Annotated in this window: 13 protein-coding genes; 10 read left to right on the top strand and 3 right to left on the bottom strand. The window is 58.4% G+C overall.

The features are described 5' to 3' along the window. The 10 genes from HEP89_RS27245 to HEP89_RS27200 all read left to right on the top strand — a co-directional run bounded on the left by HEP89_RS27245 (position 1) and on the right by HEP89_RS27200 (position 13,816). Complete coding sequence (locus tag HEP89_RS27245; RefSeq protein WP_075283070.1) at positions 1-1,128, top strand: glycosyltransferase family 4 protein; 1,128 nt, start codon at positions 1-3, stop codon at positions 1,126-1,128. A gap of 132 nt (positions 1,129-1,260) precedes the next feature. After that, positions 1,261-3,171, top strand: coding sequence for a polysaccharide biosynthesis tyrosine autokinase (locus tag HEP89_RS27240; RefSeq protein ID WP_075283069.1), 1,911 nt, complete (start codon positions 1,261-1,263; stop codon positions 3,169-3,171). A 293-nt stretch (positions 3,172-3,464) separates the two neighbouring features. Continuing rightward, a complete protein-coding gene (locus HEP89_RS27235) occupies positions 3,465-5,237 on the top strand; it encodes a hypothetical protein (RefSeq protein WP_168693544.1) in 1,773 nt (590 codons plus the stop codon). Next, on the top strand, positions 5,227-6,633 hold the full coding sequence (locus HEP89_RS27230; protein WP_168693543.1) for a hypothetical protein: 1,407 nt from the start codon (positions 5,227-5,229) through the stop codon (positions 6,631-6,633). The genes HEP89_RS27235 and HEP89_RS27230 overlap by 11 nt, the downstream gene beginning before the upstream one ends. Continuing rightward, the gene (locus tag HEP89_RS27225; RefSeq protein ID WP_168693542.1) at positions 6,633-7,970 is read left to right on the top strand and encodes a lipopolysaccharide biosynthesis protein; all 1,338 of its coding nucleotides are present in this window, start codon (positions 6,633-6,635) and stop codon (positions 7,968-7,970) included. Before HEP89_RS27230 ends, HEP89_RS27225 begins: the two co-directional genes overlap by 1 nt. Beyond that, on the top strand, positions 7,967-9,226 hold the full coding sequence (locus HEP89_RS27220) for an O-antigen ligase family protein (RefSeq protein WP_022999566.1): 1,260 nt from the start codon (positions 7,967-7,969) through the stop codon (positions 9,224-9,226). The genes HEP89_RS27225 and HEP89_RS27220 overlap by 4 nt, the downstream gene beginning before the upstream one ends. 240 nt (positions 9,227-9,466) lie before the next feature. Further along, positions 9,467-10,636, top strand: a complete 1,170-nt coding sequence (locus tag HEP89_RS27215; RefSeq protein WP_168693541.1) for a polysaccharide biosynthesis/export family protein — start codon at positions 9,467-9,469, stop codon at positions 10,634-10,636. 13 nt (positions 10,637-10,649) lie between these two features. Beyond that, on the top strand, positions 10,650-11,843 hold the full coding sequence (locus HEP89_RS27210) for a glycosyltransferase family 4 protein (protein ID WP_077293899.1): 1,194 nt from the start codon (positions 10,650-10,652) through the stop codon (positions 11,841-11,843). After that, positions 11,836-12,666 carry a sulfotransferase gene (locus tag HEP89_RS27205; RefSeq protein WP_075283062.1) on the top strand — a complete coding sequence of 277 codons (831 nt, stop codon included), beginning with the start codon at positions 11,836-11,838 and terminating at the stop codon, positions 12,664-12,666. Before HEP89_RS27210 ends, HEP89_RS27205 begins: the two co-directional genes overlap by 8 nt. Before the next feature lie 4 nt (positions 12,667-12,670). Next, positions 12,671-13,816 carry a glycosyltransferase gene (locus HEP89_RS27200; protein WP_077294561.1) on the top strand — a complete coding sequence of 382 codons (1,146 nt, stop codon included), beginning with the start codon at positions 12,671-12,673 and terminating at the stop codon, positions 13,814-13,816. A 25-nt stretch (positions 13,817-13,841) separates the two neighbouring features. Here the strand turns inward: HEP89_RS27200 and HEP89_RS27195 are convergent, their stop codons facing one another. From HEP89_RS27195 to HEP89_RS27185, 3 genes are all read right to left on the bottom strand, one after another. Then, a complete protein-coding gene (locus tag HEP89_RS27195) occupies positions 13,842-14,513 on the bottom strand; it encodes an HAD family hydrolase (protein ID WP_077293896.1) in 672 nt (223 codons plus the stop codon). Between the two features lie 129 nt (positions 14,514-14,642). Beyond that, a complete protein-coding gene (locus HEP89_RS27190; RefSeq protein ID WP_353622317.1) occupies positions 14,643-15,614 on the bottom strand; it encodes an ATP-grasp domain-containing protein in 972 nt (323 codons plus the stop codon). Between the two features lie 203 nt (positions 15,615-15,817). After that, positions 15,818-16,939 (bottom strand): response regulator, encoded by a 1,122-nt coding sequence (locus tag HEP89_RS27185; RefSeq protein WP_156912558.1) that lies wholly within the window; start codon positions 16,937-16,939, stop codon positions 15,818-15,820. Positions 16,940-16,947 lie beyond the last annotated feature (8 nt).

Genomic DNA, 16,947 nt, shown 5'->3' with positions numbered 1-16,947 from the left:
ATGAAACTGCTCTTCGTTCAGGCTAGTTTTGGCGCAGGCGGCACGGAAAAGATCGTTGCCATGCTGGCGGCACATCGTGCTGAGCTTGGCGATGAAGTGCACGTCGCAGCAATGACCTGCCCCGATGCAGGATCGTATTTCGACTATCCGGACAACGTCGTCCTGCACGTTCTCGACAGGGATAACGGCAGAGGGCTGCTTCCCCTGCCGTTGCGCCGGCTTGCCAGTATCCGCAAGCTGGTTCGGGCTCTATCGCCGAATGTGTGCCTCTCGTTCCTGACAAAGGTCAACGTTCTGACCCTTCTGGCCACCGGTTCGTCGGTGCCTGTGATCGCGTCCGAGCGCAACAATCCGCTGGCACAAAAGGCACACCCGATCTGGCGCCGTGCCCAGAATGCCCTGATGCCCAGGGCCGCCGCGATGGTCATGCAGACCGAGCGGGCACGGCAGGACCTGCCGGCGCGGGTACAACCCTGTGCCCAGGTGATCCCGAACCCCTGTGCGCCGATCGACGGTGTGGCCCCTTCAACCGGTGGCAAGAGGCTCGTTGCCGTTGGACGACTGGATCACCAGAAAGGCTTTGATCTGCTCATCGACGCCATGTCTCTGCTGCGCGAAAAACAGCCGGATGCAAGACTGACGATCTATGGAGAAGGCGCCGCCCGTGCTTCCCTGGAAGCGCAGCGTGACCGTCTTGGTCTTCAGGATATTGTTTCCCTGCCGGGCAAGAGCGCAAGGCACGGAGAATGGATCCGGACTTCCGACATTCTGGTTCTTTCGTCCCGTTTCGAAGGGTTTCCGAACGTTGTCGCCGAAGCTGTCGTCAGTGGGCTTCCCGTCGTGGCGTTCGACTGCGCCTACGGCCCACGGGAACTGGTCTTCGATGGCGTGAACGGACTTCTGGTTCAGGACGGTAATGTCGGGGCACTGGCCGACGCGATAGGTCGCCTGATGTCCAACCCGACCCTGAGGGCCGCAATGGCCGATGCGAATGTCCGCCTGCAGCAAAAGCTGGCACCTGAGACCATTCTAGCCCTCTGGGACCGGACGATTTCCGACGCGGCCCGGAAGGAAGCATTCAACCGCGGCAAACCGGCAGGGGAGGGCTATTCACATGCGAATGCGTGAGCCTTTCAGCTCTGCAAGTGCCGCAATGTCCGTGGCAACGGACCTGGCGCGAACCGATATCGGAGCGCCCAGCAAAATCGACTTCAATACCAGGACAATCCGGCGGAATTCGTCGGCATTTGGGGGATCTTCATGAGCAGTATTGTTGACTCGCAGCAGGAGCAATATGCATTCGCTGAACGTCCGATACAGTTCGGTTTCTTTGCCATTTTCAAGGTGTTGCGAAGAAACTGGATCTGGCTGACCTTGGCCATGTTGCTGGGTCTGGGGGCCGCCTATCTTGCCCTTCAGGTCATTCAGCCAAAATATGCCGCTCGGTCGACCATCATTCTGGCGAAGGTCGAAACGAGAATTAATCCGACAGAGACGACAATCGAGAATTCCGACACGTCGCTTATCCACATCGAGACCGAGATCGATTTTCTGCGCTCAGTCGAATTCGCCCGCAAGGTCGCCAGCGAATTGAACCTGATCTCAGACACCTATTTCAATCCGTACCTTTCGGCGACCGAAACGCCAGTTCCCACCGATGAACAGCAATTCGAAGCGGTCCTGGTACGCATGCTCAACAGCTACACGGTTGAACGGCGAGGCGAGAGCCTGGCGCTCGATATTCGTGTGCGGCATCCAGATGCCGTCATGGCTGCGCAACTGGCCAATACACTCTCAAGCACCTACATCGATGACTCTCTTCGGGACAAGAAGAAAGCCGTACAGTATTCAATCTCCGAATTGTGGGACCGGATAACGTTACTCGGTGGTCGCCTGAGCGAGATGGAAGCGCGTCTTGCGGAACTCATTCGCGAAAACGAACTGGACGACACCACCCTCGGCGACGAATTGAGGGCAGAGCTGAACAGATTGACGTCTATCCTCAATCTGGCGCGCGACCAGAATGCGTCTTCCATCCGGATCAATGAAAGCAAACAGCGCCTTGCCGAGGTGGAAACGAAGCTTGAGGAGCGAACGCGCGCCGAACTGACACAGTCCAAGCTGCAGAGGTCGCTGGATGCGGATCTTGCCAGGTACCAGGCACTTGTAGACCGACGTAACGCACTGGAAACACAGATCGACTTTCTTCAGCCCGATGCCCGGCAGGTGACCGTGGCTTCCGCTCCGCTGAAACCGGCGACACCCAACCGTCCCGTCATTTTTGCGCTTGGGATTGCCGGCGGCCTGATTGTCGGTCTGGCCTTGGTGCTGTTGCGCGAATTGTTCGACCGCCGGGTCTGGACCGGTACCCAGACGATGCAGTACCTGGGCCTGCGAACCATCGGCTACGTTCCGCGAATCCGGTACTGGCGGAAGAGGGACAAGCAGGAACTCTTTCTGAGCAGAACCTCCAGGCAGGAGAATTCACCGTACCAGCTGGCGTTGCGGAGCCTGCTCACACTGCTTTCCAACCAGATCCGAAAAAAGGACAGCATGGTCATGGCCGTAACGTCGGCACTTGCCAACGAAGGCAAGACGACCCTGACGTTCTCACTCGCAGTTTCCGCCGCCCAGGAAGGACACCGGGTACTGTTGATCGACCTCGACATCCACCGGCATGGCCTGACACGCATGTCAGGTTGCGAAATCCCAAAGGAAACGCCTCAGGAAATCTGGGAGGATCAGAACGTCTTCGACGCGCAGATAGTGCCTTGCACCCGTTTCGGACAGATCAATCTCCTGTCGTTCGCTCAGGATTCCATCATTCCGAGGCGCGTTTTCAATACGCCTCGTGGCAAGGCGATTTTGAGAAAATTGCGCGCGTCCTATGACGTCATCCTGATTGATACGGCCCCCGTTTTGGCAGCCGACGAAGCAAACCGCCTGGCGTCGCTTGCGGACTTCGTGATCCTCATCGCCCGCTGGGGACGCACGTCGGAAGATGCGCTTGGAACGGCGGCAGAAGCCTTGCGGTTCAATCAGATCCCACTCGCTGGCGTGGTGTTGAACGACATCGACATGCGGCGATATTCGCTTCGCGACTACGGAGCTCACCGGGCAGGAGGATACTACGCCTATAACAACGGCTACATCTACAAACCGCCAAGTTGAAACAGCTTCCGTCGCGGTGGCGCGACCCTTTCAGTCGACACGATCCACCGAAAAAACCGTGTCTGACATGCTGTTTTATCTGGAGTTTTTCGACATTTCGCTGCGCACCAGTGTTTCACGCGCAGCTTATTGAAAATTGCATCAAGTGCCGCGGCGCCGCTCAAGTTCTGATCTGGTGTTCCGCAATTTCAAGCGATCGCATGGTTCGGCGCACACGCGCGACACAATGAAGGAGACGATCCCTGTTTTTGATCAACACCAGCTCTCAAACCGCCGGCAAGGTGGCTGATCAGGTGTCAAAACGTGATCGCCATGCCGAAGGTGCTGCCGATTTCAGACCAGAGAATATCCAGATTCTGACGCTGATCTTCAGAAATGCGGTTCTGATCGTCCTGTGCATACTGGCCTCTGGCGCCCTGATGTGGTTCCGGCTCACCACCGTTGTGCCGACTTACAGTGCGCAGGCCACGCTGGTGCTTGATGACGCGGTCCTGCGTCTCGATCCATTCGGTGCCCGGTTGCGGGCCAGAACCTTGTCGATGCTTCAACTGGCCACCGAAATCGAAGTCATGAAGTCACGAGAATTCGCAGCAAGGGTAGCGGAGGAGGTCGTACCTGATGAGATTTCCGGGACGGGTCAGAGCGCCTTGTCCGGAAGAGAAAGCACGGTCGATCGCATTCTGGAGAGCTATCAGATCATCTGGCATCCCACGACCTTCGCCCTGGACATCCTCGCCACGGACGCCAGCCCTCAATTGGCAGCAGACATCGCGAATGCTGTCGCCCGGAACTATGTCGACTACACGCTTGAGATACAGCGCGCCGATGTCGAACGAACCAAGATGTCGATCTTGTCGCGCCAATCCGCGCTGCAAGAGACGTTGAAAGATGCGGAAGCCAATCTTCTGGAATTCACCAGAACCAACAATCTCGACGATCTGACCGAGACGGAAACCCTGACCAACAATCTTCGCCGCCTGCAAGCGCAATTGGCGTTGGCAGAAGAACGCGGAGTACCCTTGCAAGAGTCTGCAGAACTCAAGGCCGACCTAGATGCGACGCTGGCAAAACTCGACGCACGTTCGGCGGCCGAAGTTGAGAAAGCCGGCTTCGAACGGAGACTGGAATCGATGCGAAGACAGGATGATCTTCTGTTCGATCAGCTTGAAGCACTCGCATTGCAGGAAGCGCTACTGACCCCGGTCGCGCGGCAAGTGTCCATCGCTATCCCAACGACCAGACCTGTTTCGCCTTCTCCCAAAACCGAAATGGTGGGCGCGCTGATCAGCGGGCTCACTTTCGGTTTCCTTCTGGCGCTCTTGCGGGAAAACCTTCGCGGACGTCTGCGGTGGCCGCAGCAGATAACCGCGTTCCGCGCACCGGTTCTGGGGCAATTGCCTCCCCTATCACGGAAATTCGTAAACCGTATGGCATGGACGACCAGGAGCGGGAACTTGCGGCGGGCGCTGCACAAGATCGCACCCCTGCACACCGCCGTGCGGACAAACACCAGGGCGGACAACAGGACCGAGAATGGGACCGGTGCAATGGTTCTGATCACGTCACCGGGGAGCCGGGAGGGCCGGAGTACACTCAGTTTCGCACTTGCCGCATATGCGGCCGCGGGGGGTGAAGATGTTCTGCTGGTCGATCTTGATCCTTCGCCGAGGGACTTGATCTCGACCCTCTCGCGCAAACGCACTGCGAACGGATTTCTCGATCTTCTGAGCAACCCTCTGCGGATCGATGCAGCCGCGTGGCATCTGCCCGGCCATCCGCATCTGTCGATAGTCGCCCCTGCATCGGGGCCCGTACCAGTTCGGTTCAACAACATGTCCAGCGTCGAAGCGTCACTCAGCGTTCTGCGCCGCAAGTACTCGTTAATTGTGGTCGATTGCCCACCGGTACTGAGCGACGACACGACATGCCGCCTCGGCAGTGTCGCGCAGGCAGTGCTGCTGGTCGCGCGCATGAAGAAGACACGCTTCGAAGACCTTTCGAAAGCCGCTCAGCAACTCGAACTGAACAACGCCTCAAACGTCGGGATTGTGGTGAATGATGGCTAGGAACAGAACACAGGCCGCAGTCCTTATCGTCTTCGGCCTCTTGATGTCGCAATCGCTGGCGGCCGAGGCCGCGCCTCGAGCCTTTCCGGGGGCGGTCGGGTTCGGAGCATCTGCAACTGGCTGGACCGGAGGGGAGGTCATCCCCGTCACAACGCTGGCAGATGCTGGCGCCGGCTCTCTGCGAGCCTGTGTGGAAAAGGGCGAAATGCCTCGGATCTGCGTCTTCCAGGTGAGCGGAACGATCACGCTCGACACCCCCCTCTTTTTTCGCTCAAACCTCTACGTCGCAGGTCAGACGGCACCCGGGCAGGGAATCCAGATCAGACTGGGCAAGTCCCGCGCCACACCCGTCATCATCAAGAATGCCAGCGATGTCGTCGTCAGGTTTCTCAAGGTACGCCCGGGACCGAGCGAACAACCTTCGTCGTCGGTCGATGCGGTGACGCTTGAAAACGCGACGCGCGTTTATCTTGATCATCTGTCCCTGATGTTTTCGACCGACGAGAACCTCGGCATCCACGTTTCCCGCGAACGGTCCAGCGACATTACGGTCGCCAACAGCATTTCCGCCTGGGCTCTGGATCATGCCAACCACCCGAAAGGGCGCCACTCCAAGGGGGCCTTGATCTGCTCTGGAGACGGCCGGGATTTCGATTGCGGACGCGTGAGCCTCTGGCGAAACCTCTTTGCTCACAATCGGGACCGAAATCCCGATATATACGGCCATGATGACGGGCCGGTCGAGGTCGTGAACAGCGTATTCTACAATCCGATCAGTCAATTCGGAGAGTTTCGAAACTACTACGGCAACGCGTTTATCGTCTATGCCGGCAATGTTGCGCTGACCGGCCCGAGCACCGTCGACAGACGGCCTGCAGCAGTTGAAGCAATCATGGCAAGCGACCAGTACAGACTTGAAGTTCAGGTCGATGACATTCTCGCAATCGACCGTGGACGCTGCGACCAAGACCGCCCCTTTCGGCAAGTCGATGCCGATCCCGGAGCGGAGATCATCGAGGGTGTGACCGGCACACTGTCCGTCCCGCGCGTCAAGGCAAGCGAAGTGCTCGACCTTGTGCTTGAAGGGGTCGGCGACCGCCTGCCATCGGGTGGACATCGGGACTCGCTCGACCAGCAACTTGTCGAAACCGTTCGCGATTGCAAAGGCAAGGTGATCGATTCCCCATCCGAAGTCGGCGGCTGGCCGGACCTCCAACCGGAAGAACGGGTCGTGGACAGTGACGGCGACGGGTTTCCTGACGCTTGGGAGCAGTCAACAACGGGGCTTGATGCCGGCCAGCCGGACGATCCCTGGCAGATCGTTGCGGGCACGGACCAGTCCTACATTCAGCTTTGGCTGGCAGAGCTTGCCGGCGACCGGGAGCTGGAGGACTGATGGCCCGCCTGATCAACCTCTCTGCTGAAGACAGCCAGACCGCCGGTCGGCTCATGCGCAATTTTTCATGGGTCTTTTCGTCCCAGGCGGTCAGCGGGGTGATCAGCATCGGGACCCTCGCCATCATGGCTCAGTCGCTTGGTCCGGCAGGCCTTGGCCTGTTTGCGATCTTCCAGGCTTATGTTCGCATAGTCGACCGGCTGCTGCGGCTGGAGCCCTGGCAAGCCGTGATCAAATACGGTGTCGACGCTTTGTCCGATGATGACGGCGACAGGTTCATGCGGTTGCTGAAGGGTTCGGTTTACGTGAACCTTGCAGGCAGCACGCTGGCTGCCGGGGTTTCGATCCTTGCAGCTCAGGTGACCGCCCGAATGATGGGCTGGCCGGAGGACAGTGCCGCTTATCTGGCTTTGTTTTCCCTGGCGCTTCTCTTGAACCTAAAGCCGACCGCGGTCGCGGTCCTGAGAATTTTCGACCGGTTTGATGTTCTTGCCAAGGTCGATGTCGGTATCGCCCTGCTGCGTCTGGTGCTGTCGGCCGGCGTGTGGTTGATGGGCTACGGCCTTTGGGGGTTTGTCCTCGTTGCAGTGATCGAAGGCCTGGCGAACAGTCTGCTGCCGTTCGTCTATTCGCTCCGATATGTCCATCAGCGTGGCTACGGCAAGTTCATGCAACTGCCGATCAGGGGCATACGCGAAGAGAACCCCGGAATTCTGCGGTTTCTCTGGAATTCGAACTTCAATGTCATCATCCGCCAGACAGTCCAGCGTCTTGACGTGATCCTGCTGTCGGTTCTCGTTGACGAGAAATTCGTCGGATTTTTCCATATTGCCCGCAGGGTTGCCGACAGCGCGCTCAAGCTGGGACGGCCGCTGAACCAGGCGATCTTTCCGGAACTGGCCCGCAAATGGAGTTCCGGCGAGGAACGCGGGTTTTACAAGCTCGTCAATGGCGTGCTGCTGGCAATCGCTGGCCTTTGCATGGTCGTGCTGGTTCCTGCCGCTTTCCTGATGCCATACGTCTTGTCGGTCATGTTCGGCGCGGGCTTCAACGAAGCCGCCAACATGGTCAACGTCCAGTTGCTGGCGGTCATACTTCTCCTGGCAACCATGGTGCTCAATCCGGCCATGTTGAGCATGGGGCGCGACCGCGAGCTTCTGTGGGTGACCTTGCTCGGAAGCGTCATGTTCCTGGCCTGTTTCGCCCCACTGGTCGGGATGCTGGGGCCGGTCGGGGCTTCGGTCGCTCATGTTCTGTTTAATGGCACGCTTGTGGCAGGCACCTTGTTTGTCCTTTACTGGTCGCGCCGACAGCCCACCGTGAGGAGGCCGGCTTGACCCCAAGCGCGATACCGATCTCTTCCCACAGCGGTTCCCCTGTCCGGAGCACGACGAGCCAGGAAATCGAACGCCTGCTTGTCATCGCCGCGGTGTTCCTGTCGCCAATGACATATCTTCGAACCGACATCGTGTTCTTCACGCTGTCCGATCTCGTCGCCAGCGCCGCTTTCGTCGTGATGATTGCAAACAGGCGCGTGCCGCTTCGCCCGTTCGCGGACATGACCTCTTTCTGGCTGTTCTCGGTATTGCTTCTTTGCAGTGGCCTGATTGCCGGATCGTTGTTGAACGGCGATCCGCTTACGGGTGCGGTTGGCGTCATCCAGTACGTCTTTTCGTTTGTATGCATACCGCTGCTGCTTCTGGGGCGTCCTGCGCGGGAGACGATGTTCCTTTGCAAGGTGATGGCGTTTTCCCTTGTGTTCGTAATGTTGCACGGAGTGCTCTATTCGGTGTTCAGCCCGGACGATGCGCGTTTCTTTTCCAGAAACGGCCGACTGACCGGACTGATCGAGCGGGAAAACGGGGTCGGTCTCCTGGCCGGAGTAGGGATCGTCTACGTGATGTGGCTTTACTTCATCTCCCAGATATCCGGCATCGTGTTCCTGGCACTGGTGGCACCCGTTGCCTACGGCCTGTTGTTGTCTGCATCGAATTCAGGGTTCATCGTCGCGGTTGTCGGGATATTTGGAATCTCTTTTTTCCACGGCTCCGCCAAACATATCCTGGCTTTCATCGGGATTGGAGCTCTTGCACTGGCGGCCCTGTTCCTGTTCGGACAGTATTTCCTTCCCGAGGTGTTTCAGGAGCGGGTCTACGGCGCATTGACGACCGGCGATTCCAGCGAAGCGGGAACCTTCGATGGGCGACTGCTTCTCATCCAGGAGGCAATTTACCTGATCGATCGGTCGATCTGGTTAGGGGTCGGAGTGGATCAGCACCGGTTGATCAGCCAGTACGGAGCGCCGGTTCACAATACCTATCTGTTGCTGTTTTCCGAAGGCGGCCTCGTTTCGCTGCTCGGCTTCGTCTGCTTGCTGCTTACACTGGCATTCGTCGGCTGGCGGTCATTCAGCAATCCCGACACGCGCTGGTCCGGGGTCCTGATGTTCACGATACTGCTCATGTTCGCGGTTGCCCTCAACGGAGTGACCCACGTTTACGGCAGGTTCCTGTCCGTTCCCCTTCTGCTTCCGGCGGCGATCTGTCTGTCGGGTTACCGGGTTCGCCGGCACCGGAAACGGGAGCACAGATGACCCATGAAAAATGTCCTTACCAACGTTCGTCGAGACCATCGAATAAACCGGATGCAACTAAAGCATCCCGAAAGAATCATGAACGCTATTTCGGGAAAAATTTCTTTTTCGTTGTTTTCCGATTTTCGTGATAATCTTGGATATATTGATAATAATTTTGTTTCTTTAAGTTAAAAGATGGGAGATCGCGCATTGAGTATTCGGTTTATAATTGCCGTACTTTCATTATCGACTTTTCTTGTGTCGGGTCTCTCGGCCGAACAGTACAGGCTGTCCGGCGGTGAGACACTGGAACTGCGTGCTGGTGCCTGGGATGCCAGAAACAAGACCTTTGCCAACTGGGATGGCGTGGCCGGTTCCTACAAGATGGCACCGGACGGCAAAATTCATGTCCCGATTGCGGGAGCCGTGGAAGTTGTCGGCAAGACCCTGGACGAGGTCGCGGATACGATTGCCAGCCGCATGCAGCGCATCGTCGGCTTGACGGAATTACCCGCGGTCTCCGTCGAAGTATCCCGGTATGCCCCGGTGTTCGTGGGCGGAGCGGTTACGGCTCCCGGACAATTCGACTTCATCCCCGGCATGACGGTCGAGAAGGCCCTGGCAATTGCCGGTGGCTATTATCGCCTGCCGAACGAAGAGGGGACACAACAGACCTCGCTCACCCGAATAACGGGGGAGATCAATCAGCTTCGCGGAACCGCATCCAAACTGTTGCAGCAGGAGAAAAGGCTCGAGCAGGAAGTGCAGCTCTATTCGGCGGAGACATTGCCAGACGCCGTGGAGTCGCAATCATCCGACCCTGTGCAGTCGAAGATCCTTTCCGCCAACATCAAGGTGATCAAGGCCGAGCTCCAGAGCCTCAAGGATCTTCGTGTCCTGCTGAACGAGAAAATCTCTCAACTGTCCGAAGAAATCGTCCTGCGTGACAACCAGATCGAACTGGCCCGCAAGGATCTCGCATCGATGGAGCATCTGAAGGACAAGGGGCTGGCCGTGACGACCCGCGTGTCCTCTGCCAATACGGCGCTCAACGATCTGGAGGCAAAACGTCTGCAGCTCGAAGTCGCCCGTCTCGACGCACAGCAGCGTCTCAATCTTGCATCGAGAGACGCCGCGACCCTGTTCGACAGGACCCGCGGGGAAAAGCTCTCCGAACTCACGGAGGTGAAATCAAAGCGTTTCGAGGTCGAATCCCGTCTTGAATTGGCCCGAAAGGTTTACGCCGAGACGCTGTCCGCGAACTCGGTTGATACCACCACCCAGGACAGCATTGTCACACCTTCCTACAGGATATCGCGGCTCGAGAACGGCGAGATGCAGAGCCTGGACGTCGACCTGAATGCCTTCATGCGTCCGGGCGACAGTCTGACGATCAACCTGACGATTTCTGAACCAGCGTCCAAGTAGATCCGGAGCAGTGATGAGACGCATTCGAGTATTATTTCCGTTCGTAGGCGGACCTGTCCTGGGCGGCAGCCACATTTCGGCGCTCAGCCTTGCCGCTGCCCTGGATCCGAACCGTTTCGAGGCGCGCGTCCTCGTCCATTTCGAGCCTGGCGCCATTGGCCAAAAGACGCGGGAGCTGGGGCTCGATTACGAGGTGCTGGAGGACACGCCACTGATGTCGTCGCCCGGCCTGCCTCTGCCCGGCCGCGTAGGCGGGCTCGGCTATCTGACGCGAACACTGCCGGCCTTGCGACGAACGCTGAAAAAGATCGATCCCGATATCGTGCATACGAACGAAGGACGCATGCACGCCAACTGGATCATGCCGAGCAAACTGTCTGGCTGCCGCCACCTCTGGCATCATCGCCAGGATCCGGCTGCGAAAGGGGCGAACATGCTGGCCCCCTTGCTTGCCGACCATATCGTGAGCGTCTCACATTACGCCATGCCATCACGTCCGATCCGGCCGATTGGCGACCGAGCAAGCGTGATCCGAAGTCCTTTCGATTTTCCAGCCATACGGCCCGATCGCACAAATTCCCATGACAAGCTTTGCGACGAACTCAGCCTGCCGAGGGACGCGGTGCTGCTCGGGTATTTCGGCTCGATCATCAAACGCAAACGTCCCGATGGCTTTGTTCGGGCGGTCGATGCGGTTCGCCGCGCCTTGCCGGGGCGTCAGGTGCACGGACTGCTGTTCGGCGATACCGTCGATGCAACCCGGGGCCTGGACGAAACCTGCAAGGCGCTGGTCAGTAGCCTGGGGCTGAACGACAATTTTCATTTCATGGGCTTCCGCTCACCGGTTTTCGAGGCAATGAGCGGTGTCGATGTCATGCTTGTTCCCGCTGTCAACGAGCCATTCGGCCGGACCCTGATCGAAAGCATGTATCTGGGGACGCCTGTCGTCGCGACACGGCACGGTGGCAACATCGAAGCGATCTCGGACGGTCTGACGGGGTTCCTTGTTGAGCCGGACGATCCGGAGAGCTTTGTCGAACCTATTTGCAAACTGCTCAGTGACCCTTTGTTGCAAACCCGGATTGCCGACGCGGCGCAGGCAGATGCCGCGGCCAAGTATGGCGCCGAACGCCATGTTTCCGAAATTTCCGGCCTTTACGAACAGCTCGTCGAAGGCACCCAGGTAGCAGGTACCGCATATGCTTGACTCAAACATACGATTTCTGATTTTCGGCGCGGCCAAGTCCGCAACGACCTGGCTGCAAAGATCTCTGGAGCGCAGTCCGACGATATCGATGCCCAGCCCGGAGCTGCATTACTTTTCCGATGAGTATCACCGTGGAGCGGACTGGTACCTGTCTCAATTCGACTTCAGTAAACCGGACGCAATCGTCGGAGAGAAGTCGAATACCTATCTCACGCAGCCCGAGGCAGCAGAGCGCATCCGGCGGGACCTTCCCGATGTCCGGCTGATCGTTCAGATGCGGGAACCTTCGGCGCGTGCCTACTCCGATTATTGCATGCTCTTACGACGCGGGGAGGTGTCTCGTAACATCGAGGATCATCTCGACCCGGCGAAGGCCGCAGGACAGCGTTTCATCAACGACGGCCGTTATGCCCTGCATCTTCGCCGGTTCTACGATCTGTTCCCGCCGGAGCAGATCCTGCTGCTACTGTTCGAGGATATCCGGCGCCAGCCTGAAAATCAGCTCGCCCGCCTTGCCACGCATATCGGTCACGAAGCTCCGCTGGCTCCTCCGGTAGACAGCAAGGTGAAAGACAAGAACGCCGCCATCGTTCCACTGCCCTTGCGCAAGGTCCTGAAGCCGTTTCGCCCCGTTCTGGACGGCGTTCGGCACACCAGGCCAATGAGGGTGCTTCGCGATGCCGTCGCCCGGCCACAGGAATACCCGCCGTTGAGCCCCGATCTGGAAAAAAGGCTGCAGGACTTTTTCGCTCCGGAAGTCAGCGAACTTGAACAGCGGATCGGCAGACCGCTCGACGTCTGGCAGGGTGCACGAAAGGCGTGACCTGATGGACTACGTTGGCAGCGAAGGTGCCGGACTGGAGGTTGGAACGGACACTGCCGCGCCGGTCATGCATGTGATTACGAATTTCGCCGCCAGCGGCGGAGCGGAAACGATGCTGGCAAGGCTCCTGGCAGCGACATCCGAACCGGCAATCGTGGTCCCTCTGATCGGCGTTTCAGAGCGCAACCTGAGTTTGGCCGGACGACCGGACGTGGAATATCATCCGCTCAACGCACGCGGAGCGGTGCACATGCCGGGTGCAATCCTGAAACTGACAGGGCTGATGCGGGAGAAGCGCCCGCGAGCGGTGCTGTGCTGGATGTATCATGCAATGGTTGTCGGCACCTTGTCGGCGCGCTTGTCCGGGGCGCCGCCCGTCTTCTGGACGGTGCGCCAGGCACTTGACGATCCGCGCAGCCTGACGCGAAGCACACGCCTCGCCGTCGCAGGGGCACGCATGCTATCGTCTCGCGCCGCCGGCATCGTTTACAATTCGGCACGGGCAAGAGAACAGCACGAACAGTATGGCTATGCCGCGCGGTTCGGAAAGGTCATCCCGAACGGCGTCGTGGTTCCCGAGCAGGCGGACCCCACGCCGCGCAAGGCCCGTGTGTTCGGTATAGCCGCGCGCTTTCATCCTCAAAAGGACCACTTGAACTTCTTCCGGGCCGCAGCGCAGATCGCCGCACAATTTCCCGATGCTCGCTTTGTTGCCGCAGGTTTCGGTCTTGATGACCGCAACAGCGAAGTTCTGGCCATGATTGAAGACGCAGGGCTTGATCCGGCACGTCTGGAATTGCTTGGGGAGCTGCGTGACATGGGGGATTTCTATTCGCAGATAGATGTTCTCGTCCTGTCGTCCAGAACGGAAGGGTTCCCGAATGTCGTCGCCGAAGCTATGAGCCATGCCCGTCCGGTGGTCACCACCAATGTCGGCGACGCGGCACTTGTTGTCGCGGATACCGGCAAGGTTGTTTCACCGGGCGATCCGGATGCGCTGTGCGATGCGATGGCCGAATTTGCCCGAATGCCCCCCGAGCAGGTTGCCGATCTCGGCAAAAGGGCTCGGCAGCGCATCGTGGCGAACTACCAGGTGAAGCATATTCTCGGTGAATACCAGGAGGTCCTGTCGCAGCGTGGTCCAGCCTGAAGGCACACTTGCGGCCCACAGTTAGCTATTTCATCGAAACCGTCTGGACCGTCAACGCGCCGTCGAGTTCATCCAGCGACGTTATTTCGACATGGGCCGCGTGTGCATCATCTTTCGCGTGCGGCGGATGCACGGCGCCCGCCCGCCGGATCTGAACGGTGATCCAGCCGCGCGCTTTTGGCGTCACGAAGTCCTTGGCGGGATTGTCGGCGACGTAGACCATCGGCCCGCCGCCTGCCGCAAGTCCTTCCATTTCCTCGTAAGCGCGGGGATGTGGTTTGCCATATCCTTGAGGCCAGTCTCCGGTCTTGCGGATATTCTCAATCCAGCGGTCAAGACCAAGGGCAACGATCTTGGCGTTTTGAGTTTCCGGCGGACCGTCCGTAATCAGACCGAACGGACCGCGGTGACGCTCGAGAAAACGCGCCGCGTCCGGAGCCAGCGCAATTTGCGGCGGGTGGCCACGGTAAGCCGCAACAAGATCAGCGATCAAATGGCTGTCGCCGCAGTGTCCGAGCCTTTCAAGCGCGCGGTTGAAGATCTGACGCCGCTCGCCTTCCTCGAACAACACCCTGCAGGCGTTGCCAAAGCCTTCCAGGCTTTCGCGTTCTTTTACCCAACCGTCGAGAAAACGATAGCCGCTGAACGCAAACTCCCGCTCCAGATAGAGCGTATCGTCCAGATCAAAAACAATCATCGCAATCCGCCAGTTAACGAATGTGAGGTCGGCCGGACAACGCTACCGGCCAGGGCTTTTACTGCCAGAACAAAGCCGAGGTGCGGGTCCTGACAAAAGACCATTGCGGCTCCGGCAAACCTGAGACGATCAGCCGTCGTAGATCGCGCTGTCGTATCGGAGCATTTTGACATTTTCTCGCCAGTCATCGTTTGCGCTGCACGGGAGGCCCGACACTTCCTCAAGAAGCCATTGTGCAAAACGCGCGCCGGCCTGGTCGGCCAAGGGATACCCGCCCCCAAATCTTGCATTGATTTCAATGACACGCGGTCCCAGCTCCGGGTCGTCGATCACCTGGAAACAGGCGACGCCGGTCAGGCTTGGCAAGGCCCGGTGCACGCCTTCGGCGATTTGCCGGAAGTCATCCCGTCGCACCGTTCTTCCCTTCTCGACTTCACCAGCGCGGATCTGGATGCGCAGATGAGGAACCACCGTTCGCAGGCTGCCGCCTGAATCGACGAACATGTTGATCGTGTATTCCGGGCCACGCAGAAACTGCTGAAAGACCATTGGTTCCTCAAACCGGCCGGGCAGCTCTTCGATAGCCTGAAAGACCTGCAGTCCCCGGCTGGCGCTGCCGCCGCTCGGCTTGGCAAACACCGGCCAGCCGAGTGCATCCGGATCGGACAGCAACGCCTCGTGTCCCAGCGATTTCGGCACCGGCACGCCTGCCGCCTCGAGCATTTCAGACGTCAACCGCTTGTCCCTCACAATTTCGATGACTTCAGTCGACGCCACATGCACCCGCGCTCCCAGTTGAGTGAACGCGTCGGACACGCAGGCAAGCGCCATCAACTCCGTGTCAATCGTCGGGACCACCAGATCGACCCGGTTGTCACGCGCAATGTCGAGAATGGCGTTGGCATAACTCGGGTCGTCGCAACGCGGCACGGCAAACGCCCGATCCGCAGCTGCGCACGCTGCACTTAAATCCGGAGCAAGATCACAGGCGAGGATTTCCAACTGGATTCCCAGATGGTCAGCAGCAGATAGGAAACATTGAAGCAAACCAACGCGGCGTCCCGCAGAACAGAGCAGCAATCGTAATTTTTTGACCGGCACAACAAATTCTCCGGAAATGTGAGAGGCAATTCAAATGGAATATCAATTCAGTATACGCGGCAATTTCGACCGCAGAGAGAATATAACCAGCCTTGGCTAGTTTGTGAATTCAGATTCACGAACGTAAAGAAGTCAGCGTGATCTTTTTGATTGTTGAAATTCACCTGCGTAACAAATTTGCCGGCATGCTCATCTTGGTGTCGTCACGTTGTTGGAAGCGCTTCAGCCTTTCCACGTTTCTCAACGTCCCCCTGCGGTCCCTTGATCGAGACAAGGCCGGTGAGAAGCAGTGCGATGAGGTCTGCCTGACGATTGGTTCCGGTCTTTTCGAAGAGATTGCGCAAATGAAAAGCGACTGTCGTCGGTGCGATTGAAAGCTCCTGCGCGATGTCTTCCTTTCGCCGACCCTGCGCCAACGCACGGGCGACCTCCGATTCAGTCGGCGTCAGATCGAACAGGCCTGCCAGGATCTCGTCCGGCATCCTTGGCCGATGCGCGAGATCCGAAATGAATATCACCGCCTTCGCGTCATCGTTCGGCAATCCCGTACTGTCCGGGAGCGAACAGACCGTAAGCAGAAAATCACGGCGTCCGGACGGTCTTTGCACCGTCAGGCTGGCAAGGTGGTCCTGTCCGTTGCAGGCAGCCTCACAGGCATTCGCCAGCAGTTTCCTGATATCGTTGGCGAGCTGCGATGAACCGGTATGGAGTGTCCGGTCGATCACCAGCCCGTCCCTGGCCATATGTATTTCCCGAGCTGCTCTATTTGCGAAGACAACACCGGACAATGATACCAGCACGATACCGAAGGAAAGCACGTTAAGAACGCTCTCCATGCCGTTCATTCCAAGCGATCGGTCCGATCCGCTGCCTGCCAGGGCCTGCCGAAGCGTTTCCAGTTCGTTTTTTTGCCTGTCATCGATCCGGCTGACCTGGCGCAAGCGAGCCTCGATCGTCGCCAGCAACAGGTCATAGTCTATCGGTTTGACCAGATAATCGTCCGCGCCCGCGCGCTTGCCATGAATGATCTCGTCGCGCTGGTTTAGCGCCGTCAGGAAAACGAAAGGAACATCTGCGAGATGCGTGTGCCTGCCTCTGACGGTTTCGAGCAAGCCGTAACCGTCGAGCCGGGGCATGGAGATATCGCACAAGATAAGATGCGGGCGGATCGTTTCCAGCACGTCCAGCGCTTCGCGGCCATCAGCTGCACCGACCGCGTCATAGCCTGCAGCGGAAAGTTCATCGATGATATCCTGGCGAAGATGGCACTGGTCCTCAACACAGAGAACCGTCAGTTTCGAACCGGATTTGGGCATTGATTGCATCAACTGCT

It is taken from the genome of Labrenzia sp. 5N (assembly GCF_012395805.1).
GTDB lineage: Bacteria > Pseudomonadota > Alphaproteobacteria > Rhizobiales > Stappiaceae > Roseibium > Roseibium algicola.
The sequence above is the reverse complement of the archived record's forward strand: the minus strand, read 5'-3'. Positions and strand labels throughout refer to the sequence as shown.